The sequence below is a fragment of the Dorea sp. AF36-15AT genome, from assembly GCF_003477705.1.
Lineage (GTDB): Bacteria > Bacillota > Clostridia > Lachnospirales > Lachnospiraceae > Claveliimonas > Claveliimonas ammoniilytica.
In genome coordinates, this window is record NZ_QUDV01000012.1 from 1 (window position 1) to 22,654 (window position 22,654).

The 22,654-nt window shown below is 39.0% G+C and carries 19 protein-coding genes, 1 pseudogene and 1 riboswitch; of the genes and pseudogenes, 1 reads left to right on the plus strand and 19 read right to left on the minus strand.

The window, feature by feature from the left end; genetic code table 11:
• Nucleotides 1-225: 225 nt before the first annotated feature.
• The 19 genes and pseudogenes from DWZ93_RS13600 to DWZ93_RS13690 all read right to left on the minus strand — a co-directional run bounded on the left by DWZ93_RS13600 (nucleotide 226) and on the right by DWZ93_RS13690 (nucleotide 22,098).
• The gene (locus DWZ93_RS13600; protein WP_118453270.1) at nucleotides 226-1,086 is read right to left on the minus strand and encodes a class II fructose-bisphosphate aldolase; all 861 of its coding nucleotides are present in this window, start codon (nucleotides 1,084-1,086) and stop codon (nucleotides 226-228) included.
• A 14-nt stretch (nucleotides 1,087-1,100) separates the two neighbouring features.
• Nucleotides 1,101-2,156: a zinc-dependent alcohol dehydrogenase gene (locus DWZ93_RS13605; protein ID WP_118384469.1), complete on the minus strand. Its 1,056-nt coding sequence runs from the start codon at nucleotides 2,154-2,156 to the stop codon at nucleotides 1,101-1,103.
• Between the two features lie 181 nt (nucleotides 2,157-2,337).
• A complete protein-coding gene (locus DWZ93_RS13610) occupies nucleotides 2,338-3,201 on the minus strand; it encodes a class II fructose-bisphosphate aldolase (RefSeq protein WP_118453271.1) in 864 nt (287 codons plus the stop codon).
• Nucleotides 3,202-3,228: 27 nt separating this feature from the next.
• The gene (locus tag DWZ93_RS13615) at nucleotides 3,229-4,275 is read right to left on the minus strand and encodes a zinc-dependent alcohol dehydrogenase (protein ID WP_118453272.1); all 1,047 of its coding nucleotides are present in this window, start codon (nucleotides 4,273-4,275) and stop codon (nucleotides 3,229-3,231) included.
• A gap of 182 nt (nucleotides 4,276-4,457) precedes the next feature.
• Nucleotides 4,458-5,801 (minus strand): MATE family efflux transporter, encoded by a 1,344-nt coding sequence (locus DWZ93_RS13620; RefSeq protein ID WP_118453273.1) that lies wholly within the window; start codon nucleotides 5,799-5,801, stop codon nucleotides 4,458-4,460.
• A gap of 157 nt (nucleotides 5,802-5,958) precedes the next feature.
• Entirely contained in the window at nucleotides 5,959-6,735 is a 777-nt protein-coding gene (locus tag DWZ93_RS13625) for a hypothetical protein (RefSeq protein WP_199665972.1), read from the minus strand.
• A gap of 32 nt (nucleotides 6,736-6,767) precedes the next feature.
• Nucleotides 6,768-7,622, minus strand: a complete 855-nt coding sequence (locus DWZ93_RS13630; RefSeq protein ID WP_118453274.1) for an FKBP-type peptidyl-prolyl cis-trans isomerase — start codon at nucleotides 7,620-7,622, stop codon at nucleotides 6,768-6,770.
• 54 nt (nucleotides 7,623-7,676) lie between these two features.
• Nucleotides 7,677-10,175 carry an ATP-binding protein gene (locus tag DWZ93_RS13635; protein ID WP_243061303.1) on the minus strand — a complete coding sequence of 833 codons (2,499 nt, stop codon included), beginning with the start codon at nucleotides 10,173-10,175 and terminating at the stop codon, nucleotides 7,677-7,679.
• Between the two features lie 4 nt (nucleotides 10,176-10,179).
• A complete protein-coding gene (locus DWZ93_RS15060) occupies nucleotides 10,180-10,551 on the minus strand; it encodes a transporter substrate-binding domain-containing protein (protein WP_243061304.1) in 372 nt (123 codons plus the stop codon).
• An 87-nt stretch (nucleotides 10,552-10,638) separates the two neighbouring features.
• Nucleotides 10,639-10,714, minus strand: a riboswitch (cyclic di-GMP riboswitch).
• A gap of 14 nt (nucleotides 10,715-10,728) precedes the next feature.
• The gene (locus DWZ93_RS13640; RefSeq protein WP_118453275.1) at nucleotides 10,729-12,747 is read right to left on the minus strand and encodes an ATP-binding protein; all 2,019 of its coding nucleotides are present in this window, start codon (nucleotides 12,745-12,747) and stop codon (nucleotides 10,729-10,731) included.
• A gap of 139 nt (nucleotides 12,748-12,886) precedes the next feature.
• Nucleotides 12,887-15,331, minus strand: a complete 2,445-nt coding sequence (locus DWZ93_RS13645; RefSeq protein ID WP_118453276.1) for an ABC transporter permease — start codon at nucleotides 15,329-15,331, stop codon at nucleotides 12,887-12,889.
• Nucleotides 15,328-16,002, minus strand: a complete 675-nt coding sequence (locus DWZ93_RS13650; RefSeq protein ID WP_006426335.1) for an ABC transporter ATP-binding protein — start codon at nucleotides 16,000-16,002, stop codon at nucleotides 15,328-15,330. Before DWZ93_RS13650 ends, DWZ93_RS13645 begins: the two co-directional genes overlap by 4 nt.
• A gap of 136 nt (nucleotides 16,003-16,138) precedes the next feature.
• Entirely contained in the window at nucleotides 16,139-17,404 is a 1,266-nt protein-coding gene (locus tag DWZ93_RS13655; protein ID WP_118453277.1) for a sensor histidine kinase, read from the minus strand.
• Nucleotides 17,380-18,069, minus strand: a pseudogene (locus DWZ93_RS13660) (response regulator transcription factor). Before DWZ93_RS13660 ends, DWZ93_RS13655 begins: the two are co-directional and overlap by 25 nt.
• An 84-nt stretch (nucleotides 18,070-18,153) precedes the next feature.
• On the minus strand, nucleotides 18,154-19,347 hold the full coding sequence (locus DWZ93_RS13665) for an ATP-binding protein (protein WP_118453278.1): 1,194 nt from the start codon (nucleotides 19,345-19,347) through the stop codon (nucleotides 18,154-18,156).
• Between the two features lie 655 nt (nucleotides 19,348-20,002).
• Nucleotides 20,003-20,635 (minus strand): class I SAM-dependent methyltransferase, encoded by a 633-nt coding sequence (locus tag DWZ93_RS13675; RefSeq protein ID WP_118453279.1) that lies wholly within the window; start codon nucleotides 20,633-20,635, stop codon nucleotides 20,003-20,005.
• 137 nt (nucleotides 20,636-20,772) lie between these two features.
• Entirely contained in the window at nucleotides 20,773-20,997 is a 225-nt protein-coding gene (locus DWZ93_RS13680) for a hypothetical protein (protein WP_243061305.1), read from the minus strand.
• Nucleotides 20,998-21,064: 67 nt separating this feature from the next.
• Nucleotides 21,065-21,817 (minus strand): type II CAAX endopeptidase family protein, encoded by a 753-nt coding sequence (locus tag DWZ93_RS13685; RefSeq protein WP_158574327.1) that lies wholly within the window; start codon nucleotides 21,815-21,817, stop codon nucleotides 21,065-21,067.
• Between the two features lie 32 nt (nucleotides 21,818-21,849).
• On the minus strand, nucleotides 21,850-22,098 hold the full coding sequence (locus tag DWZ93_RS13690; RefSeq protein ID WP_118384496.1) for a DUF3781 domain-containing protein: 249 nt from the start codon (nucleotides 22,096-22,098) through the stop codon (nucleotides 21,850-21,852).
• A 260-nt stretch (nucleotides 22,099-22,358) separates the two neighbouring features.
• On the opposite strand from DWZ93_RS13690, the gene DWZ93_RS13695 reads away from it, so the two are divergent.
• A complete protein-coding gene (locus tag DWZ93_RS13695) occupies nucleotides 22,359-22,628 on the plus strand; it encodes an ImmA/IrrE family metallo-endopeptidase (protein ID WP_330421793.1) in 270 nt (89 codons plus the stop codon).
• Nucleotides 22,629-22,654 lie beyond the last annotated feature (26 nt).

The following is a 22,654-nucleotide window of genomic DNA, read 5'->3' on the forward strand; positions in this document are numbered from 1 at the left end:
CATGGACAGCGGTGCTTCTCAGCCCTGTCTCACGCGACAGCTTGTATAATATAGCACAGTGGAAGCGGAATTGTCAATATTGTTTTTAATATTTATTTAATTTAGACAATTCAGATAATTCCATCGCCGCAATAGTGCTATTCTTATGCACATCCACAATTTCCATATACATTAAGAGCGGAGCACCTTTCGATGATCCGCTCTGTTTTTCTATAGATTATACATTTATTTACCGGCAAATACCAACATTGCCCTCTTAATGTCTTCTTTCATTGCATCCATTGCTTTCAGACGCAGTGCGGAATAGAAGTATGGCTGACCATCTTTTACCGATGCGATATATTCTGCTGCTGCATTACCTGCTGCCTTGTCCATATAAGTAAAGTAGTTGATCTTGCGCACACCTGCTGCAATTGCCTGATGGTAATCTTCTTCACTTACCCCTGATCCACCGTGCATGACTACCGGGATGCCATCTGCCTTTGCACGTACATCTTTTACAATATCAAAATTCAGCTTCGGCTCGGTCAGATAGATACCGTGTGTAGTTCCGAATGAACAAGCCAGTGCCGCGATGCCTGTTTTTGCCACAAAGTCTTTTGCCATATCAGGATCTGTGTAGATCTTAGCGTCATCTTCTTCACCTGGTGTACCTGCACCGAATTCACGTTTACCCATGCTTCCGATCTCAGCTTCTACATCTGCGCCGTAAGATGCTGCAAGTTTTACAGCTTCGCAGGTAGTCTTAACATTTTCCTCGTATGGAGTTGTAGATCCATCATACATGACTGCTGTGAATCCCATTTCCAGAGATCTCTTCAGATAATCCAGATCCTCGCCGTGATCCAGCATTACGCATACCGGAACTTTTGCTTTCTTAGCATGCTCTACCATGATAGGTCCGATCACATCAAGTGGACACAGACTCTCGTGACACTGTGCATGCATTATAATAGTAGGAAGTTCTACTTCCTCTGCTGCTGCAATTGCTGCGCAAAGGCTTTCAAGGTTCGGTGTATCAAATGCACCAATCGCAATCTTCTTGTCTTCTGCTGCCTGCAGTACTTCTTTTAATGTTGCTAACATTGTACACTTCCTCCTTATTTATCGTGATCTTCCATTTTCAGTACAACTTTGTATGTATCCGGACGCATCGCACATGCCATAGCTTCATCAAAGTCATTGTAATCATACACAGCTTCAATTAATGGTGTCGGATCAAATACGCCCTTGTTCATAATCTGTACTGCCTGCCAAAATGTCTTAACAGAACCATTCTGTGCACCCGTAATATTAACCTGTGTAGAGTGGATTGCTCCAAGATTAACTTCTACCGGCTTGTTCGGGTGCAGAGATGAGAACATTACTACGGTACCACATTTCGCTGTGCATTCAATTGCCTGAAGTGCAAGTGCAGGAACTGCTGTTGTATCGAATACAACCTTCGCACCCATTCCGCCTGTCAGCTTCTTAACCTCTGCCACAGCGTCTGTGTTCATTGGATCGATAACATCATTTGCGCCAAGCTCAAGTGCTTTATCTCTTCTTTCTTTCATTGGCTCAGACAGGATAACTCTTGCTCCTCTGAGATGTGCCAGCATTACATGCAACATACCCATTGTACCGCCGCCGATCACGAGTACGTCATCACCAAATTCAACATTGCTCTTGTTGATAGAGTTCAATACACAGGCAATCGGCTCTGTCAGTGCCAGCTTCTCATATGACACATGATCTTCGCAGATGTACAGATCAGATGCCTTTGCAGTGATATACTGTGCAAATCCACCGAATCCGGAGATTCCATCCGGGTTCTGATATGCTGTTGTATGAGAGAAGTCCGGACATACATTTTCATATCCGTTCTTGCAGTAATAGCATTCATTGCAGTTATCAATAATATATGTTACGACTTTCTGACCAACATGGAAACGATCTTTATTTACCGCACTTCCCATTTCGCAGATTTCTCCGGCATACTCATGTCCACCGATACGTGGATAGCTGAAGTTACAATCTCCTTTAAAATCACGGACATCGTTTACACAGATTCCTGATGCATGAATCTTAACCAACACCTCATCTTCCTTCGGTACCGGAGTCGGGATCTCTGTCATTTTTACGTGTCCTGGTTCGCTCATTACAAGTGCTTTCATAATTACATGCTCCTTTCAGCAAATGCAAATTTTCTGATATTTAAAAACAATTTTTATCACAAAATTACTATAGCATATTCTCGTTTTCGTACTTACAATCCTTTTGCAGAATATTGCGCAATATTTCTGCACGTTTTTAATGCCAGGAACATAACGCTCCTGGCATTCCAATCAAATATTCTTAATCTATCATAGAAAATGTCTTTATTGCCTCTTTTACATTTTCTTTCATTGCTGCAAAGGCGGCTGCTCTGGCTGATGAATAGAATATCGGTTTACCTTTTTCTACCGACTCTACATACTCTTCTGTCGCAGTTCCACCCGCTTTGTCCATGTATGTGAAATAGTTGATCTTACGCACACCTGCTTTGATTGCTTTGTGGAAGTCTTCTTTGCTCACACCCGATCCGCCGTGCATGACTACCGGCACTCCTTCTGTCTTCTCACGCACGCCGCTTACAATATCAAAATTCAGCTTTGGTTTCGTCAGATAAATACCGTGTGTAGTTCCAAATGAGCATGCCAGTGCGTCAATACCTGTCTGCTTTACAAATTCTTTCGCCATATCCGGATCTGTATAAATCTTCTGGTTATCTTCTTCGCCGGGTTTACCACTTCCAAATTCACGCTTGCCCATACTTCCAAGCTCAGCTTCTACATTTGCGCCATATTTTTCAGCAAGTTCTACTGCCCTTTTTGTAGTTGCAAGATTCTCTTCATAAGGATGTACGGAACCGTCATACATTACCGAAGTGAATCCCATATCCAATGCGCGTTTCAGATAATCCAGATCCTCGCCATGATCCAGATGTACACATACCGGAACAGATGCCCTTGCTGCATGATCCAGCATAATTGGTCCGATAATATCTAATGGAATCAGTTCCTCATGCATCTGACAATGCTGAACAATAACCGGTCTTTCCAGTTCCTCTGCACTTTCAATTGCCGCACGCAGTGCTTCCAGATTCGGCGTATTAAATGCTCCGATTGCAATTCCCTGTTGTTCAGCAATCATCATTACATCATTCAATGTTACTAACATAAATTTACCCTCCTACAAATTCAAGAATTAATCCGTAATCTTAAGTACTACCTTGTATGTATCCGGACGCATCGCACATGCCATAGCCTGATCGAAATCATGATAATCATACACATCCTCAATGATCGGCGTCGGATCAAACACGCCTCTGTTCAACATCTTCACCGCCTGCCAGAATGTCTTAACTGTTCCGTTCTGTGCGCCTGTAATATTTTTCTGTGTAGAATGGATTGCGCCAAGATTAATCTCTACCGGTTTGTTCGGATGCAGGGACGAGAACATTACCATCGTTCCACATTTCGCTGTGCAGTCCAGTGCCTGTAATGCAATTGCAGGAATAGCTGTCGTGTTAAATACGATCTTTGCTCCAAGTCCGTCTGTCAACCTCTTCACTTCTTCTGCCACATCAACCTTGGTCGGATCGATGACCGCATTTGCTCCCAGTTCCAGTGCTTTCTTTCTACGCTCTTCCACCGGCTCTGACAGAATAACATTCGCGCCCTTCATATGCGCCAGCATGACATGAAGCATGCCCATAGTTCCGCCACCGATAACCAGCACATCATCACCAAACTCTACATTTGCATTATTAATAGAATTGATAACGCATGCAACCGGTTCTACCACTGCCAGTTTTTCAAATGGTACATTATCATCTGCGATATACAGATCTTCTGCTTTAGCAACAACAAACTGGCCAAAACCACAGAAGCCAGAGATGCCATCCGGATTCTTATATGTAATACTGTTCAATGAATCCGGGCACACATTTTCGAATCCATTTTTGCAGTAGTAACACTCCTTACAGTTATCAACTACATAAGTAACAACTCTCTGTCCCACATGGAAACGGTTCTTATTCACTTCCGAACCAATTTCATAGATCTCACCCGCAAACTCATGTCCACCGATACGCGGATAAGAATAATCACATTCTCCCTTAAAATCCCTCACATCATTAATGCAGATTCCGGCTGCACGAACACGTACCAACACCTCATCCGGTTTCATCTCCGGCATCGGTAATTCTGTCATTTTCACATTGCCTGGTTCGCTCATCACAAGTGCTTTCATAATTGCATACTCCTTTCAGAAATGTATAATACCAGGGTCAAAAGGTCTAAGTCCGCAGGTATCATAGTCAATATCATATTCTCACTATAGCACAGGCACTAGCGAAATGCGTATCAGTTAATTTCCGAAAATAGCGCAATAATCCTGCACGTTTTTTCGTTTGCAATGCATGCTACCGAAAGTTATCGAGATGATAGCTGTTTATCAGTTGGCCATGATTTTCTGAGTGCTGCATAGGAAATCAGAAAATTTGCAAGCCAACCGGCCGGCACAGCAAGCCAGACAAATGTGATGCCAAAACGAGGGGCAAAAATCAAAGCAACTGACAGACGGATTGCCAGATTTACCATATTTGCAATGAGAAATGGCCGCATGATTCCAAGTCCACGAAGAACGCCATCCGTTGCCATCTTAATCCCCATGAAGATGAAAAAATAGCCGAGCCATCTCATATAACCTCCGGATACCTCATATGCTAAAGTGGTTCCGTCTTTACCCAGGAATAATGAGGAAATTTGAGTATGCAGTGTCTCAATGACTATAAAAGCAAAAACTGCAAAACATAGATCCAACACCAGCGCAGCGTGATATCCTTTTTTGATGCGTTCTATTTTCTTTGCGCCAAAATTCTGGGATACATACGGCGAGACTGCATTTCCAATGGATACAAAGATCAGTGAAAAAACATTTTCTACCCGCATCGTTGCTGAATAACCAGCGAGTGCCTGTGTACCGAATGGATTTACAACTGCTTGTACGATCATCATACCAATTGACACTGTGGACTGTTGAAGAACTGATGGTACGGCTATTCGAAGCATAGAATGTAATTCCCGCCCATCAAACCAGGCAAAATGACTTTTATATCGGCGCATCCGACCAAAGAAAATCAAAAGCGAAAACACTGCGGAAATCCCTTGTGCAATGAGAGTTGCAAGGGCTGCACCAAACACACCCAGGCCAAGTCCGGCCACCATCCAAAGATCCATAAATATATTCAAAACAGAAGAGAATATCAAAAGACCCAGTGGGATTTTTGACTCTCCGATAGAGGTGAACATCGTCGAAAGGATATTGTACATAAACAGAAACGGAAAACCTACAAAATAAACACGAAGATACAGTACTGCTTCCTTCAGTATATCAGCAGGTGTCCGTAACAAACTCATCATCGAATGGGAAAAGCAAAATCCAAAGACGCCCAGAAGTATACTTAGAATCAGGAAACTAATCAATGATGTTGATACGATTGTTTTCATTTTGCTATAATCTCTGGATCCAAAATAACGGCTCACAAGTACACCGGCACCAACGCCGGCCCCCAACGCGATACAAATGAAGACATTCGTAAGTGCAGCACATGCACCAACTGCCGCAAGTGCAGAAGAGCCAACAAACTGACCAACGATTATTGAATCAGCCATATTATATACTTGTTGAAAAAAACTGCCTAAAATCATAGGCATTGCAAAAACAGTCAGTGCTTTAAGTGGCTCATCTGTGATTAAATATTCATCTTTTGACATTGTCTTATTCCTCCACAAATTCCAGCTTTTTATCCGGAAGCTCTTTTATGTAAAAAATTTGAGCAATGTAATCATAACACACAGATGAAAAAAGGTCACCACAAAGGTGACCTTTCAAACTTATTGATTTGATACTTTCATGAGTAATATGCCTAGATTAGAATCCTGTCAATCTGAAGAACATCAATTCATTTGCCGACTCGTCATTTCGCTTCTGTGTCAGCAGAATTAAAAGAGAACCGTCATCTAACAGCTGCATATCTTCCAGCCATGGATAACCGACACCAAATATGTCCTCTGTAGAAATTGCGCCTATATGCTCAGCGGCATTATTTAATCCGGTCAGTATCCACGGTTCAGCCGTCAGATTGCCGCCCTGATTCGAGATCTTCTGCGTATCGCTGTTCACCCAGAAACTGATTCCCCATTCTCCGGACGGATGCATATTCAGATCGCCCGTTACTGTTGTCTGAAGCGCTTTTTTCCCATCTTTTACGCCAATCACTTCTTGAATTCCCGGTGAAAGATATAACATCCCACTGCTGTCTGCAGACATATATTCACAATCATTCTCCAGTTCCATCGACGAAACGAATTCAAGTCCGCTTTCTGAATATTTATAAGTATCCAGTTTATTCCCCAGCAAATGAAATACCTGATCGCCCTGTTTTACAAACTGGTGTTCCATGATCTGCATAACGCCCTGTGCTTCTTTAAACGGAATATATTCCGGGACGATCGTATAAGAACCTACCATCTGCTCTGCCAATACAGGTTCAAGAGGTTCTCCCTCCCATGGCCATGGTGCGTCTTTATTTCCTTCATCCTCTAATTTCAGCACAATCCCTTCCAACAATTCTTTGGTAGCATCATCCGTTTCCTGTCCTTTTACTCTGACATCATAAGATGTACCAGACTCTTCATGACGATACATATACGTGTTCCTTCCGGAATTATTTTCCGGCATTACCGCATATTCTGCACTTCCACGAGCTCGATTTTGAAATTCAGTTCTTTACCGGCCATTTCATGGTTCATATCTAAAGTGATTGTAGCATCATCTTTCGCAACTACTTTAACCGGGAATGGCTGTCCCATTTCATTATAAAGGTATACCTGCTGCCCCAGTTCCAGATTCTCAGATCCGGCAAGCTGCTCGATTTCAAATGTCAGAACTGCACTTGGATCCGGCATGCCATATGCTTCTTCTGGCATCAAGTGTATATCGAGTATCTCTCCCACTTCCATATTCACAACTGCCGCATCAAAACCCCTGATCATCATACCCGCACCACAGATAAACTCAAGAGGTTCTCCCCGGTCATATGAAGAATCAAATTTAGAACCGTCATTAAATGTACCTGTGTAATGAACTTTACAGGTCTTTCCCGCATTTTTCCCTTCTAAAATAATCTGAGGAGCTCCGCATCCACCACTGCAGCCACCGCAGCCACCACTACAGCCGCACCCATCTTCATCGTGCCCATGATCGTGATGATCACAATTAACTCCTGCTGAAGTAAGTTCTCCCCTTATATATGCTTCTGCAACCACATCGGCATTTCCCTTCGTTCCGGACACTACTTCAATCCCAGCTTCTGAAAGTGCATGATTTGCGCCATCTCCGATCCCGCCACAAAGAACAACATCAACTCCCAATCCTGCAATAAAAGCTGCTAGTGCATCATGTCCGGCTCCATTCGCTGCAACCACTTCCATGTTAACTACTTTTCCAGCTTCTACTTCGTATACTTTAAACTGTTCTGTGTGCCCAAAATGCTGAAATACTTCTCCATTATCATATGTTACTGCAATTTTCATGTTTATTCCCTCCAACTATTACTGTTTGCATAATTATATTGTTTTTTGTATGTATTACTTTTCTTGTTGTCTCATGATTTCCATTAACATCGACAGCAGCTTATCAATCTGGATTGGCTTTGCGATATGACCATTCATTCCAGCTGCAATAGCATCTCTCTTATCTTCTTCAAATGCATTTGCTGTCATTGCAATGATCGGTATACATGCTTTATCTCTATCTGGCAGGTGTCTGATTGCCTGCGTTGCTTTATAACCGTCCATTTTAGGCATCTGGATATCCATGAGGATCATATCATATGTTCCTGCCGGCATTTCCATTATCCTGTTTACACACTGAATGCCATCCTCCACACGATCTATCTTCAAGCCAGCATACTCAAGTATCGCCTCTGCAATCTCAGCATTCAAATCATTGTCCTCTGCCAGAAGGATATTCCTGCCTTCAAGGATTTTACTTCCTGTTTCTGAGCTTTCAACGTGTTTTTTTACATAATAGCTTTCATCTGCTATCCTGTGCTTTAATGTAACGGTAAAGGTGCTGCCTTTTCCAAGTTCACTCTCTACATTTATTGTTCCTCCCAACAGATCAACATATTTCTTGACGATTGACATTCCAAGTCCGGTTCCTGCGATTTTGCTCTTTGTGGTGTTCTGCTCACGTGTAAATGCTTCGAAAATCTTTGTCAGATAATCCGGACTCATACCGATTCCAGTATCGCTGACTCTCATCCTCACCATCATGTATCCAGCCTCATCACAAGGTAATTCATCTACATTTACCATAACAGAACCATCGGCTGGAGTATATTTCATGGCATTGCTTAGGATGTTGACAAATATTTCTTTTACTTTTGTAGTATCTGTCAGTACATGCTCATGTTCTACATTCATCGCGTAATGAAGCGCAATATTCTTTTTCCTTGCTTTCTCATCAAACACAACAAGCAATGACTTCCAGACATCTTCAAGCTGGCAGTAATTCTCATCAAGCTCCATCCTTCCGCTCTCAATCTGGGCCATATCCAGTACATTATTTATGATTGACAGAAGAAGATCTCCAGACTGTTGCAGTTTTTCCAAATGTTCTAAAGTTTCAGGCATTTCTTTTCCATTTAGTTCATTCTCCATAAGCTGTGCATAGCCCAGAATTACATTCATAGGAGTACGGATGTCATGGGACATATTATTAAGGAAACAGGTCTTTGCGAGACTGGCATCCTCAGCTTCTTTCAGAGCAATCTCCAGCTTGTCATTAAGCTTTTGTGTATCATTTGCTGCAAGCTTTGCGGCAGCTTCCGCTTTCCTTGCCTTCCGTAAAAGTACGAGGATAATACCAATGATGCTGAGTACAAAGAATCCTGCCGTGACAAAAAAAGCAAGCATATTGTCTTTTACAAAGTCCAAAAATGTTACCTTATCTGCAGTACTGTCATAGATAGCAAGTGCACTTGTAAGCATGTCCGATGGCATGGCCTTTAAGGTTTTATTCAATATCGATAAAAGAGTTCCCTCTCCACCGCTTACTGCAAAGCATGCTTCCATTGTTTTTGTAAGTGGAACACTCTTGAAATCTCGATTGTTATCATATATCATCGCCTGACTGGTTCCCATAAGAAAACAGTCTGCTGTTTCATTCATGACCATATCTGCCGCATCAGCAAGCGAATCGTACTCTACCAGTTCCCATTGGGGATAACTGAAAGCAATATGCTGTTTTAAAGCTTCTTGTTCTTTTGGCACAGCTACTGTATACGACTCGTCCTCATTGAAATATTTCTCATCAGTTACTGCCATCAGACTGTAGGTCCAGGCTGTGTTTGTAAGTGTATATCCTTTCTTTTCTGCAAGATCAGGATTTCTGCCGGCATAAAAAATCATATCAATTTCATGTTCCTGCAGTGCCTGAAGCATTTCGCTATAATCATCATATTCCTGGATATTAAATTTCAGTGTCTGATCCCCCAGACAGTCTTTGGCATAGGAGACATATTCCGATAACATACCCGTAAGTTCTCCAGTTTCTTCGTCCATGGAAAAGATTGCCGAATCATTGTTCAAAAATCCTATCCGAATGTCACCATGTTCTTCCAGCCAGGATTTTTCTCCGCCTGTAAGACTCTGATTATAATCAAGCGTAAAATATTTCTTATACAGGTCTGCCTTAAAAAAAGGACTATCTTGTTCCAGCTGGCGCATAGCATAATCCAGTTCCGTCTTGATGTCACTGCGCTCCTTATTTATTGCAAAATATATGCCTGACTTACCAATGGTAGTAACAGATGATATTCCCTGTTCAGACCAGATAGATTCCTCCAGAGATACAAAACAGTCGATCTCATGATTCGCTAATTTCTTTTCGACATCCTCATTATTATCCACATTTACATGTTCTGTATGTATGCCATTCTTATTTTCCCATTCTGTCAGCATGATTTCAGGTTCTGTGCCCATGAGCACACCTACACGTTTCCCGTCCATAAACTTGAAATCAGACGTTCCAATATCTATATTTGACAAATCAGCATAAAGAATATATTTTTCCTCACCCATCGGTTCATCCGAAAAAAAACATCTTTTGAGCACGTTCATCAGTATAAGAGATGTCTCCCATGACATCAATCTCACCGTTTTCAAGCTTATCAAAGCAGTTGGACCAGTCACATTTCACGTACTCAAATTCCCATCCGGTATAGCCTGCCAAAGCCTGCATGAGTTCGTAACCATATCCTCGTCTTACACCGTTTTTATCGGCATAATTGAAGGTATCCTCAAATGAACCGACACGGATAATCTTCTGTTCCGTTGTCTGCGCTTCATCATTATTCTTTTCAGCAGCCAGGCAGTGTACTGACAACATCATCCATATTCCAAAAACTACCAATATACATACAAATAGTACGGCTGATTTTTTTCTGCTTTTGTCCATTTTTCTTTTCTCCACAAATTACCAGGTTACTACACGACACAAATCTAAAGAAAAAATGCACTGCCTTTTCAGACAATGCATCTTAAGCATTGCAGCTGGCTGTCATTTTACAGACCCTATAGCTTTGCGTCTCAGCCTTTCGACTGATTTGCCGATGAATCCTTTCTTTGTATCATATTATAGATATTTCATCATTGTTGGCACAAGAATGTTCATATCAACAGGTTTTGCAACATGAGCATTCATTCCAACAGAAAGAACCTTTTGTGTATCTTCTGCGAAAGCATTGGCAGTTATCGCAATAATTGGGATACTGGCTTTTTTCGTATCCTTCATCTTTCGGATGATCGATGTAGCGTCATATCCATTCATAACCGGCATCTGAATATCCATAAGAATCATCTTGTAATAATCAGCATCAGCCTTTTCAATCATATCAATGCATGCAACACCATCATTTGCAGTCTCAACAATACATCCTTCTTCCGTCAATAGTTCTCTTGCAATTTCCGTATTGATCTCATTATCTTCGACTAATAAGATCCGAACACCCTTCAAACAATTCTTATTACTCAAATTACTATTTTTCTTCACCATAGAGTCTTCTTTTGACGCTTTCCTGCAAGGAATAGTCACCGTAAATGTGGAACCCTTCCCCTGCTTACTTTTCACTTCTATTGTGCCATCCATGAGTTCTACAAGCTTTTTCGTAATGCCCATTCCGATGCCGCTGCCCTCAATATGACTGTATGTGGAGTTACGTTCTCTTTCAAAGTCTTCAAAAATGTGCTTTTGGAATTCTTCTGACATACCAATTCCATTATCGGTAATGGTGATGATCATATTACACCAATCTTCTTTTTCACAGGATTCCTGTACAACGTTACAGATAATCTTGCCTCCTGTATTTGTATACTTTACAGCATTACTTATAATGTTGAAACAGATCTCTGACAGGTGCGGTGCATCCATATATACATACGGATACTTGATTTGTTCTGTCAAAGCGAGCGTCTGATTTTTACTTTCTGTCTGTTGTTGGAACATAATGACACAATTTTCAACGCACTCATGGACATTTGAAACCGTGTATTCCATTTCAACCTTATTATTTTCAATTCTTGCAAGATCCAAAACATTACCAAGCATCGACAAAAGTTCTTTTCCGCATATTTGAATTTCTTCAAGATATTTGCCAAGTTTATCTGTTTCCTGCAAATGTCTGGACGCCAGTTCTGCATAACCAATGATCGCATTCATAGGAGTTCTGATATCATGAGACATATTATACAGAAATGATGATTTTGCTTTATTTGCACATTCTGCTTTTAATTTAGCTTCCCTCAATTCTTCCTCTTGCTTTAATTCCCGCATTTTTTCATCTGTCACATCTCGATTCGCAAACAGCACGGATGTAACATTTCCGTTTTTATCATAGCTCTGAGGAACAACCATGGAAAGAAACCATGAGCCATCCTTCTTTTTGAACTCAGAAGACATAGATTCTTTATTATGAAGACGTGCCGCCATGGTTTCTATATCAAAAAAATCTATATACTTCTGTACAAACGGCTCTGCTATAATATCTTCGATAATCTTGAACTGAGGATCCCAATCTGCGCTATTATCTTTAATATCCAAATCTCTCTTCCTGGATCTTTTGACAAGTTCGATCTTCTTTGTTTTTAAATTCAGCCTTGAGATATGATAATAGGCAGTGCCTAATGCCTGAAGCGCCTGCCGAGTTTTCTTCACCTGTTTTCCTAATGTGACAGGGAACTCTTCACCGTCCATCTGTTCCAGATCCGGTATTGACTGATGCAGATGCTGAACTAACCATTTCCCATTCGTCCACTTATAGATAATCGTAAATCTTGTTGCCATTTTAAAACAGCTTGAACCATCTTTAAACAGACCAGTAAAATCTACTGTTCCATGTGCAAGAACATGGTCATCATCAAGCCGTTCTTCTTCCTGATATAAATTTTGTACTTCAATTCTGATTTTGCCTCTTCGTTTTACATCAAATTCAAATGATTCTAAAAACTCATGCAGATTCCTGTAAATCTCGTGTTTTCCAGTTCCAATCAGACTGATATTTTCATCAAAGTAATTCTCTATACCAAAATCATTTACTGATTCGGCATTAATATATATTTTCAAAAGTTGCTCTGTGAGTTTTTTGAAATCATCCATACGGTTCCCTCATGCTTAAATGACTTTAAGTTTTTTGTTTTATCATATCATAGCACCATATTGTTCCACAATCATTTTTTCAAGACATATGTCCATGACCATATTTCCAAAGAAGAAAAATAATATATTTGATGGCTTGCTATCCCTGATACCTTATTCTTTCAACCAGCGTTTCCTTTTTCAGATTACTGCTTAAAACGAGGGAAAGCACAATCTGCAACAGACCGACCAAAAAAATCATAATAAAAATTGGTACGATTGGAACATGATAGATATTCATTCCAAATATTCCATTATGTTTTGCATAGAAAAAAAGTGCATAGCCGAGCGGCAGACCAATGATCAAAGCTACGCATATGGTACCAACCGTAAACATCAGTCCCTGTAACTGCAGGCATAAATTTAATTGTTTGTTTGTCATACCCACAGCCTGTAATATACCATATTCCTGCTTTTTTGTCGTAATATTCATGATCATGGTATTCGCCATATTCATAAACCCGATGAGTCCTACAATGGCCATAAACAGATAACAGCCAAGCTTCATCATGCTGCTTGCAAATTCGGCAGATTGTAACTGCGCATGATAAGTATCCATTTTTATATGCGAAGTATTAGAAATCAAAGTATTCAGACTTTGTTCTACAGATGCCGCATCTTTTTTATCACAGTCCACCCACAGATAGCCATAGGCTGTTCCTCTCGGATTCATGGAGCGATATACACCTTCCGGAATGACAAGATAAGTGTCCGCACTTACAAAAGATCCTGCAATCTTTCCCTGATAGGTATAGGTTCCACTTCCATTCTCAAAGTCAAATGCAATGGATTCACCCGGCGCATATCCATCTTGTTCCATCCACGTTGACCAGCCAAAGAAAATATCACCATTCTTTACCGCCTGATCATAGTCCATAGAGCCAATATCCCCTTCTTGGCGCATAAAATCAAAATCCTTTTTACTCACAATATCAGCCGGAAATCTTGTTCCGTTCAGATTTACAGAGACAATCTCTCTCGTCATGACATCTGTTACTCCCGGAATGCTTTTGATTTCTTCAATCAGCGAATCATTCAATGGATCATCCGTCAGAATCGTATCCAGATTATTCTCCGGATATCTTTCATCATACTCAGCAGAATAGTCAAGCTGCAGTTCAAATTGTCCATGATTAACGGAAAGACGTGCTTCATGCTCCGTGTCAATATTTCCCAGATAATTAGAGATAATCACAAACAATACACAAGAAAAACCCATTGTGAGGATAGTACCAATAGTTCTTTTGGGATTACCCGTTACATTTGCCATTGCCATAGAAAACACGGTGACATTTTTTCTGCCATTTCGTTTTCCTTTTTTTTGTGTTTCTGCATTTTCTAAATACCGTGTTGCTTCGATAGGTGAAATCCGTGAAACAATTTTCATTGGTTTACGCAGTGCCAAAGCAACGGTAAGAAATGATACGAAAATACAGAGAAGCATAACAGGCAGGGAAAACAGAGGCACCTGCTGATTTTGAACTCCCATAGAGCCAGTTCCGGTTGATACAAGGTTCCCCTGTTCTACCAGCCAGTTAAAACCGCATTTTGCAATCAGAAAGCCAAAAAGCAATCCAACTGGTATTGAAAAAAATGTCAAAAAAATGCCCTCTCTGAAGATCAGTTGTTTCATCTGCTTTTTTGTCGCTCCCAGAGCCTTGATTTTTCCATACTCCTGTATCTTGTTGGCAATACCGACCTGAAAAATATTATAAATGACCACAACAGAGAAAAGTACAATTGCAAGAATCAAAACCCCGCATACCGCAATCGTTTCATAACTCGGCTGCAAGACCCATTGCAAATAGAGATCATTGACTATAACGTTTTTTTCTTCGATCCCACAAGCTGCTGCAATCTGCTTTATAACCGAATCAATATTATTCATAGATACATTTGCAGAATCATTTAAAGTAAAATAAATATTATACTGTCTGTCATTCTCTGCGACGTGCTCATCATAAAACTCCTGTGACCCGAAAGCAACATAAGATGCCTCGATGGTATACTCATCCCGATCATATAGGATTCCGCTGACAACAAATTCTTCCGGCTTATATTCTGACTGCATCCCTGCGCGGTAATCCAGTGTAACCGTATCTCCGATCTTTACATCACCATACCCCATTGCACGAAAAAATGCTCTTCCTGCGGCAATTTCCTGCATTTTTTCCGGATACTTTCCTTCCTTCAACTCATATTCTTTATTATAAGGAAGCATTTTTCTTGCAGTCTCATCCATGCAGACAAACCCGCCTTTTTCATTGCCTTTTATGATACCTTCGGTGCATATAGTGCCTGTAGCATCTATTTCCGCACGGCGGTTTACTTCTTTTAACTGCGATCCGTCTGCTGCGACAAACAAACCATAATTGCTTCCATATGAGCCTGCCGCCTGACTTTTCTGTAAACGGATCATTCCATTTCCCACAGTACTGATAATCACAAGCAGCATCGTAGTCAGACAGATTGCCATCATGATCAGTATACTTCTTGTCTTGTTCTTTTTGTCATTGCTATATGCAATCCTGCTTATTGTCTTCATCTGAAATCCACCACCTGTCCATCCTCAATTACCAGAATACGATCAGCGACCTGTGCAATTTCGTCATCATGGGTAATCATTACAATTGTCTGTCCATATTTTTTTGCTGTCATCTTAAGCAGGGCGATTACCTCATCACTGGTCTTAGAATCAAGATTTCCTGTCGGCTCATCTGCAAATATAATTTCCGGACGATTCACCAGTGCTCTTGCAATTGCAACTCTCTGCTGCTGTCCTCCGGATAACTGATTTGGCAGATTATAAATCCGGTTTTCAATCCCCAGAGTTGCAATAATATCATTTACATACGCTTCATCCACTTTTCTTCCATCCAGCCCCAGTGGCAGTACAATATTTTCCCAGACATTAACAGATGAAACCAGATTAAATGCCTGAAAAACAAATCCGATTTTTCTTCTGCGGAAAACAGCAAGGGCATCTTCCTTCATCCTGTATAAATCTTTCCCTGCTAAAGTAACACTGCCTTTTGTCGGGGTGTCTAGCCCTCCAAGCATATGAAGTAATGTACTTTTACCGGAACCTGACTTTCCGACAATTGCGACAAATTCTCCCTGCTCAATCTGAATGTCCACCTGATTGACCGCTTTGACCTGATTCTCACCCGCGCCATAAAATTTACAAAGCTGCTTGGTTTCTAATATCACACTCATGTGTTGCCTCCTTTTTAATTCTGTAAAATGTACCTTTTCAACCCACATCCAAATTGTATCAGGACAATCTTTCATTTCACTTTCAAAAAACGAGCAGAAGTCTTACAGAATTGTAAGATTTCTGCCCACTTAAAATTTAACCAACATATGGTAATTGAATCACAAACGTGCTTCCTTTTTTCTTTTTGCCGGAGGTTACCATGATTGTACCTCCGTGTTTTTCGATAATTTCTCTCGATAGAAAAAGTCCGATTCCTGTACCACTCTTTTCCATGACCTTCCTGGAACTTCCTCTGTAAAATCGTTGAAAAACTTTGTGATACTCATTCTGCGGAATACCAATTCCTTGATCCTCAATTTCCATTCTTACAAGATCGTTTCTTTTTTGTAACCGGATAAATATTTTTGAACCATCCGGGCTGTACTTGATTGCATTATCCAGAACGTTGATCACAGCTTCACCAAGCCATCTTTTATCCTGCATAACCATGCATGTTTCCAGCTCTTTTGCATAGTCAAAAACGAATTCAATTTCTTTCTCATCCGCTTTTGGATAAGTACAGTTCACAGCAGATATGACAGTATCCATAAGCGGAAGTTTTTTCTTATTAATCTGAATCAGTCCAGTTTCCATCTTGGATATTTCAAGAAGCGACTGCAATAATGTCTCCAGTCCATCCAGAGCACTCCGACAACGGATACGAAACTCCTCCTGTTCTGTGGCACTTAAGTCATTCTGCATCAGCACACTAAAACATGTATCCAAAGCTGCAACCGGTGTCTTTAACTGGTGAGAGATATCAGAAACCATTTCTTTCGTACTCTCTTTTTCTTCCCGTGCTTCTTCCTTTAGCAGCTGAATATGATGTCCGATTGCTTCAAGCTGGTCATTCAATTTTTCCAGTTCTGCTGGATTTTCCGTTTTCAGTAAAGCATCAAATTTATTTTCACGGAATCTGATCAGAATTTCTTCCAACTGGTCTAAAATTTTCTGATGACACGCATCTTCTTTTTTCTTCCAATAAAGTAAAAAAGTCAAAAGAAGCACGCATATCACAGTGCTTACAGCACCGGTCACCATAACCTGATGCCGGAATTGCATATAAAATGCATTCCCTTTATTTCCCCAGTATCCATATTGCTCCAATAATCGCCTTCCCTGTTCGTTGGTTTCAATATCCTTATCCTTAAGCAATTCCGAAACAGCATCCAGCCCGGAAAATTCTTCCTTTGTAGCAATCTCTGTCATAAGATTCATTTTATATTTATAATCTTCATAAAACACATATGTGGTAAAGCAATTTAATATTGCAAACAATACTATGACAGGAAAAACCAAGGAGAGCGCTACTGTGATCTTCTTGCGATATCTCTTTGTCACTGCCTTACCTCCTGATTCCATATATACCCAAGACCTCTGATATTCTTTATATAGACCGGTGCAGCCGGATTGTCTTCAATTTTCTAACGGAGTCTTCTGATATTGACAGCGATTGTATTTTCATCCACAAAATCCCCTTCCAGATCAAACACATTTTCCAATATTTGTGTTTTCGAAAGAATCTTTTTCGGATTCTGAAGAAAAAAAGTCAGCATTTTCAACTCCGTTTTTGTCAGACTGATTTCACGACTCTTTATCAGGACTTTCATTTCTCCTGCGATAAATACGATATCTCCCGAAATCATCTTTCCGGCTTCCGTTTTCTCCTGTCTGCGGCGGAAATGTGCTTCTATTTTCAAAAGAAGTACCGAAAGACTAAACGGCTTTGTAATATAATCATCTGCCCCTGCTTCATATCCCATGACCTGATCCATCTCCTGATCTAGTGCTGTAAGACAAATAATGTATGTATTATAATTGCATCTCATCCACCTTACAAATTCCAGTCCATTCCCATCCGGAAGATTCACATCACAAATGGTAACATCCACATTATTATCACTTGCAATTCTTTTCGCTTTTTTCACTGATTCTGCTGAAAAAACCTCATATCCGGATTTTTTCAGTGAGAATGTAATTCCACGATTTAAATTTTCATCATCTTCAACCACGAGTATATCTGGCATAGCATATGCACCTCTCTTTATTCTATAATCAACATTTTCTTTCACAAATTATATCCAAAAACATACCTTGAGCAATAATTTGTACTATCCTCGTAACCATCTACAGATATCAACCACTTGCACTCCTTTGTAATCATAAGTTTCATGGTGTGTTCTTGCAATTATCATCTTAGGATATGCGTCTCTTATTGCAAGCAAAGGCGAATATTCTCTTTCAAATGTTTTTTCATCTGAAATATTATCGCTTACCTGAATATATATTTGAGCTTCACGTTTTTTAGCTACAAAATCCACTTCCTTTTTATAGAGTTTTCCCACATATACCTCATATCCTCTCCTACGCAACTCCAGATAAACAATATTTTCGTAAACTCTTCCAAAGTCCATGTTTCGTGTACCATTGATTGCATAACGAAATGATGTATCACAAAGATAATATTTACTATTATTTGCCAGATATTTTTTCCCTTTTAAATCATACCGTTTTGCCTCATAGAACAAAAATGCATTTTCTAAATAACCAATGTATTTTGACACCGTCTTTCTGGTTATCTCGCTCTGGTCATTTTTTAAAGTTTTGCTGATATTATTAGGCGAAAGTAAATTACCGATGTTATCCATCATGAATTCCGATATGTTGGTGAACTCTGATTTATTTCTTATCTTATACTTTTCAACCAAATCTCTGATAAGAATGGTTGAATACACATCTCTAACGTAATCATACTGTCTGTCCTCAGTCTTATATACATAAGATCCCGGCATACCACCGGTGCGTACATACTGATCAAATGCTTCATCATACCTGTCTGTAATACCATAATAAGTTAGATATTCCGCAAAAGAAAATGGATATACTTTTATTTCCATTGTTCTTCCGGTAAAAAGTGTTGCCAAATCTGAACTTAACAAAAATGCGTTTGAACCGGTAATATAAATATCATAAATTCCTTTTGTATAAATACTATTAATTGCAAGTTCAAACTGCGGGCACAACTGAACCTCATCAATCAGTAAAACATTAGTCATTCCCTCTTTGTACTGATCCAGGATATACTTATGCAATGCATGATATTCCAATAAATGATCAAACTCTAATTCCTGAAGGTTTATCATAACAATATTTACCGCTTCCTCTAATGACTTCAGGTAAGAGACAAACTCTTGCAGCAATACCGATTTGCCGCTTCGTCTGATGCCCGTAATTACTTTTATATCCGGTGTCCCATACAATTCAGTCAATTCATTTAAATACTCTTTTCTTACAATAAGCTGCATGCGACCATCTCCTATTCCCACTTTTTAAATAATTTTTATTTTTCGGTAATATATTTAATAAACTGATATTATCACACTCTATGCCTTCTGTCATTATTCTATTCCCACTTTTTTAAAATTATTCATTTTTTGGTATTAGTTTTTTAATTTTGATCCCCTACACATTTCCCACACTTAAAATCAGCTTTTTTGTAAACACTTTTCCAATAGAAAAAGCGGAAACTATTGCTTCCACCTTTACCATCAGACGTCGTTGTTGTAAAATTTGCAACAACTGAATTTCTGTTCAATTCTGATTGAACCTCTTGGTGTCAGGCACTATTAAGTTTCTGGAATTTACTTTTTCAAGTCAGCTTTTATTTCAAATACCCTAAAATTTTTTATTCGTATTTTTTGCCTACTCATTTCTTTTTTTGTTCTTACCGGATCATATAAATGCAATCTCCAATAATTCCGCTGCAACCTGATGATTCCTGATCCGCATTAAATTATCCCAAACATCCACTTTCCCAAGAAGATGCATACCACCATGCCACACGATTTCATCGTCAATAACAGCAAAGTATTTCGATAAATATTTCCATCGCAGTCCTTCCTTAACTATAAATATTTTATAAATTGATAATTTTTATTTTGCACCCGATTTCACAGCGACTTAATCAATTGATTTTTTTGCAACCAAAACACATTCCGAAAGCGGTTTACCTTTTACCAAGGTTACCCCTACAACACAAAAGCCTTTGTTACCGACATATTCTTTCAGTTCCTCTCTTTGCCACTTATGATAGGTCTTGAACCCGGCTTTTTCCATAAGCCATATCGGCAATTTGGGATAGCCCCTTTCATAAACAAAGGTAGGAGCAAACAAAATTCCGTCCTTTTTCAAAACTCTGTGAATTTCTTTTAATGCTTTCTCTGGCTGTGGCATAATATGTAAAGCATTTGCAATCACGACAACACTAAATTTTTCATCTTCATAAATCAAATTCGTTGCGTCCTGCACACAAAATCGGAGCTGTTCGCATTTGTGTTCGCCTTGATTGCGTTTTTCAGCTTCTTTTATCATATTTTCCGAGTAATCTGTTGCTTCCCACGAGCCGGATTTTCCTGCCATTAAAAAGGTAATCTGTCCCGTTCCGCAAGCCAATTCCAAGACAGACTTCTCACTGTCTATATACTGTTCTGACAGTTTGCAGATTTGCCCATAAGCGGTATCGTTTTTCGACATAAATGCAGTATATATTCTTGCCATTCTTTCCCAAAATCCTTTATTTGTGTTATCTGTCATAGAATTGTCCTCCGTTTCCCTGATTACTTTTCGCAAAGCGGACTCATATTACTCTAATCCATGTTCCTCATTTCCCTTTTGTTGCAGATAAAACATCGCTTTCTGCGTTTCAATCTCTGCTTTGTTGCATATCCTCATCAACTTTTAAACTTGTATTTTCCTTTTCCGTATCCGGATACCGGTTCAATAATATCCGCCTGCACTAAATTTGAAAGAAGTTTTGACGCACTCAAATTTTTTAAACCCAGCAATTCAGTAACTGCACTTCTTCCGAATACTTCATCATATCCAAATTTTTCAAACATTCTACGGATATGAACTGCTGTTTTAATAGCGAAATCTTTTCCCTTTTCTAAAAGCACACTTTCAATGTCTACTTTTGTCCATCTGTTGCAGCACCTCCTTTACTCGACAAAATGGAATTTGTTATTATCTTATATATCCTTTATTTATATTTAAAATTAGTATTGATACTATTATTGTTACAATTAAAGTTATACAACAACTTAACAAACTATAATTAAATACAAATATTGCAGATAGCCCATTTATTAAACAGTGAGTTAATATACAAGGAAATACACCTTTCGATACCTTTCTTATTGTTGCCAAAGCATAGCATAAGGTTAAACACATTATTCCAAAAAGAAAATAGTTCATATTTGCATTTGCTGTTCCTATTATAAAAAATATTGGTAAATGCCATAACCACCAAATAATAGAAGTAAAGATTGTTGCTATATGAAATCCAAATTTCTTTTCCAATTCAGGTTGTAAAATCATTCTCCATCCAACTTCTTCATTTCCACCACCAAATAACATCATTGGTAAAATTACTATAAGCATAAATATAGGAGCACCAAATTCAAATCCATTTATTGCACACCCCAAAACATAATAAATCAATACAAATAAAATTACTAAAACATAAGTCCAAATATTATGTTTTATATCAAATATCTTTTTTAACCATTCTTTTAAATTCTTAACTTTGTTATTTCTCTTTAGTGATATATAAGAGGCAATAGTTGGAGAGAATCCCCCAATAATGTGCATAATCCTTAAAAATATATTATTTATTGTCAAGATAAATATTTGACTAATTAAAGCACAACCACCCCAAAATATTAGCATTATAACAAATGTTATTATTAAAAATTCTTTCACTAATTTTTTATTCATAAATACTCCTATCATCTCTACAAATTGATAATTTACTTAATAATATGTGCTGTAATAATTGTATAACTATATGAATTGATAGTGATTTTGACATTTTCAATTTCGCAATACCAATTTTTTCCTTGTTTGTATATATGGCAATTTTCATCCAACACCTTATTTTTGCAATACTCAACAACATCTACTATATCTATTTTTAGATTTCTTTTAATTCTATCAACTCCCAGTTCAGTTGTATGAATTTTGTTAATATTATCGAGTAATACTTTTCTATCTTCCATTCTTCTTTTCCTCAAATTTCGATTGAACAAAATCGCTGCGCGATGGCCTGCCAAGGCTGTGGCGCAGTTTTATTTTTATTAAAAAAGCAGTGGAATTACTTTTCATAATCCGTTATTGTTAAGTTACCACACGAAACAACTGAACTAAGAAAGCTCCACTGCCTATAATAAGAATAACATTTTCCAGTCTCTTCCGCAATCGGAATTATGACGCTAATGCACCTCCGGATAAGTAGATGTAATTATTAACACTACTTATTCTGGAGGTTTTATTATGTATGCAAGATGATACATTCTATAACATGACAGATAACACTGAATACCAGGCCAATCTATTCGCTGCCGATCTTCTGATTGATGATGAGGAGATCGAAGATATGGTTCAGAACGAAGACCTGGATTATTTCGGACTCTGCAGTTCTCTGAATGCAACTCCGGAACTCATGAGCTTTAAACTATACAGCCTAACAAAACGAGGCCAGGCTTATCATATGCCAATGGAGATACAGAGTAATTTCCTGGCAAAATAAATACACAAAGATCCTGTTCTTTATAG

Coding starts and splice junctions, on each gene's coding strand:
- DWZ93_RS13605 (WP_118384469.1), bottom strand. CDS start 2,156: ATGAAAGCACTTGTAATGAGCGAACCAGGACACGTAAAAATGACAGAG.
- DWZ93_RS13600 (WP_118453270.1), bottom strand. CDS start 1,086: ATGTTAGCAACATTAAAAGAAGTACTGCAGGCAGCAGAAGACAAGAAG.
- DWZ93_RS13690 (WP_118384496.1), bottom strand. CDS start 22,098: ATGGAAGATAGAAAAGTATTACTCGATAATATTAACAAAATTCATACA.
- DWZ93_RS13625 (WP_199665972.1), bottom strand. CDS start 6,735: ATGTATCGTCATGAAGAGTCTGGTACATCTTATGATGTCAGAGTAAAA.
- DWZ93_RS13610 (WP_118453271.1), bottom strand. CDS start 3,201: ATGTTAGTAACATTGAATGATGTAATGATGATTGCTGAACAACAGGGA.
- DWZ93_RS15060 (WP_243061304.1), bottom strand. CDS start 10,551: ATGGACAAAAGCAGAAAAAAATCAGCCGTACTATTTGTATGTATATTG.
- DWZ93_RS13635 (WP_243061303.1), bottom strand. CDS start 10,175: ATGGGTGAGGAAAAATATATTCTTTATGCTGATTTGTCAAATATAGAT.
- DWZ93_RS13640 (WP_118453275.1), bottom strand. CDS start 12,747: ATGGATGATTTCAAAAAACTCACAGAGCAACTTTTGAAAATATATATT.
- DWZ93_RS13630 (WP_118453274.1), bottom strand. CDS start 7,622: ATGAAAATTGCAGTAACATATGATAATGGAGAAGTATTTCAGCATTTT.
- DWZ93_RS13665 (WP_118453278.1), bottom strand. CDS start 19,347: ATGCAGCTTATTGTAAGAAAAGAGTATTTAAATGAATTGACTGAATTG.
- DWZ93_RS13650 (WP_006426335.1), bottom strand. CDS start 16,002: ATGAGTGTGATATTAGAAACCAAGCAGCTTTGTAAATTTTATGGCGCG.
- DWZ93_RS13655 (WP_118453277.1), bottom strand. CDS start 17,404: ATGGAATCAGGAGGTAAGGCAGTGACAAAGAGATATCGCAAGAAGATC.
- DWZ93_RS13645 (WP_118453276.1), bottom strand. CDS start 15,331: ATGAAGACAATAAGCAGGATTGCATATAGCAATGACAAAAAGAACAAG.
- DWZ93_RS13685 (WP_158574327.1), bottom strand. CDS start 21,817: ATGAATAAAAAATTAGTGAAAGAATTTTTAATAATAACATTTGTTATA.
- DWZ93_RS13675 (WP_118453279.1), bottom strand. CDS start 20,635: ATGACAGATAACACAAATAAAGGATTTTGGGAAAGAATGGCAAGAATA.
- DWZ93_RS13620 (WP_118453273.1), bottom strand. CDS start 5,801: ATGTCAAAAGATGAATATTTAATCACAGATGAGCCACTTAAAGCACTG.
- DWZ93_RS13615 (WP_118453272.1), bottom strand. CDS start 4,275: ATGAAAGCACTTGTGATGAGCGAACCAGGCAATGTGAAAATGACAGAA.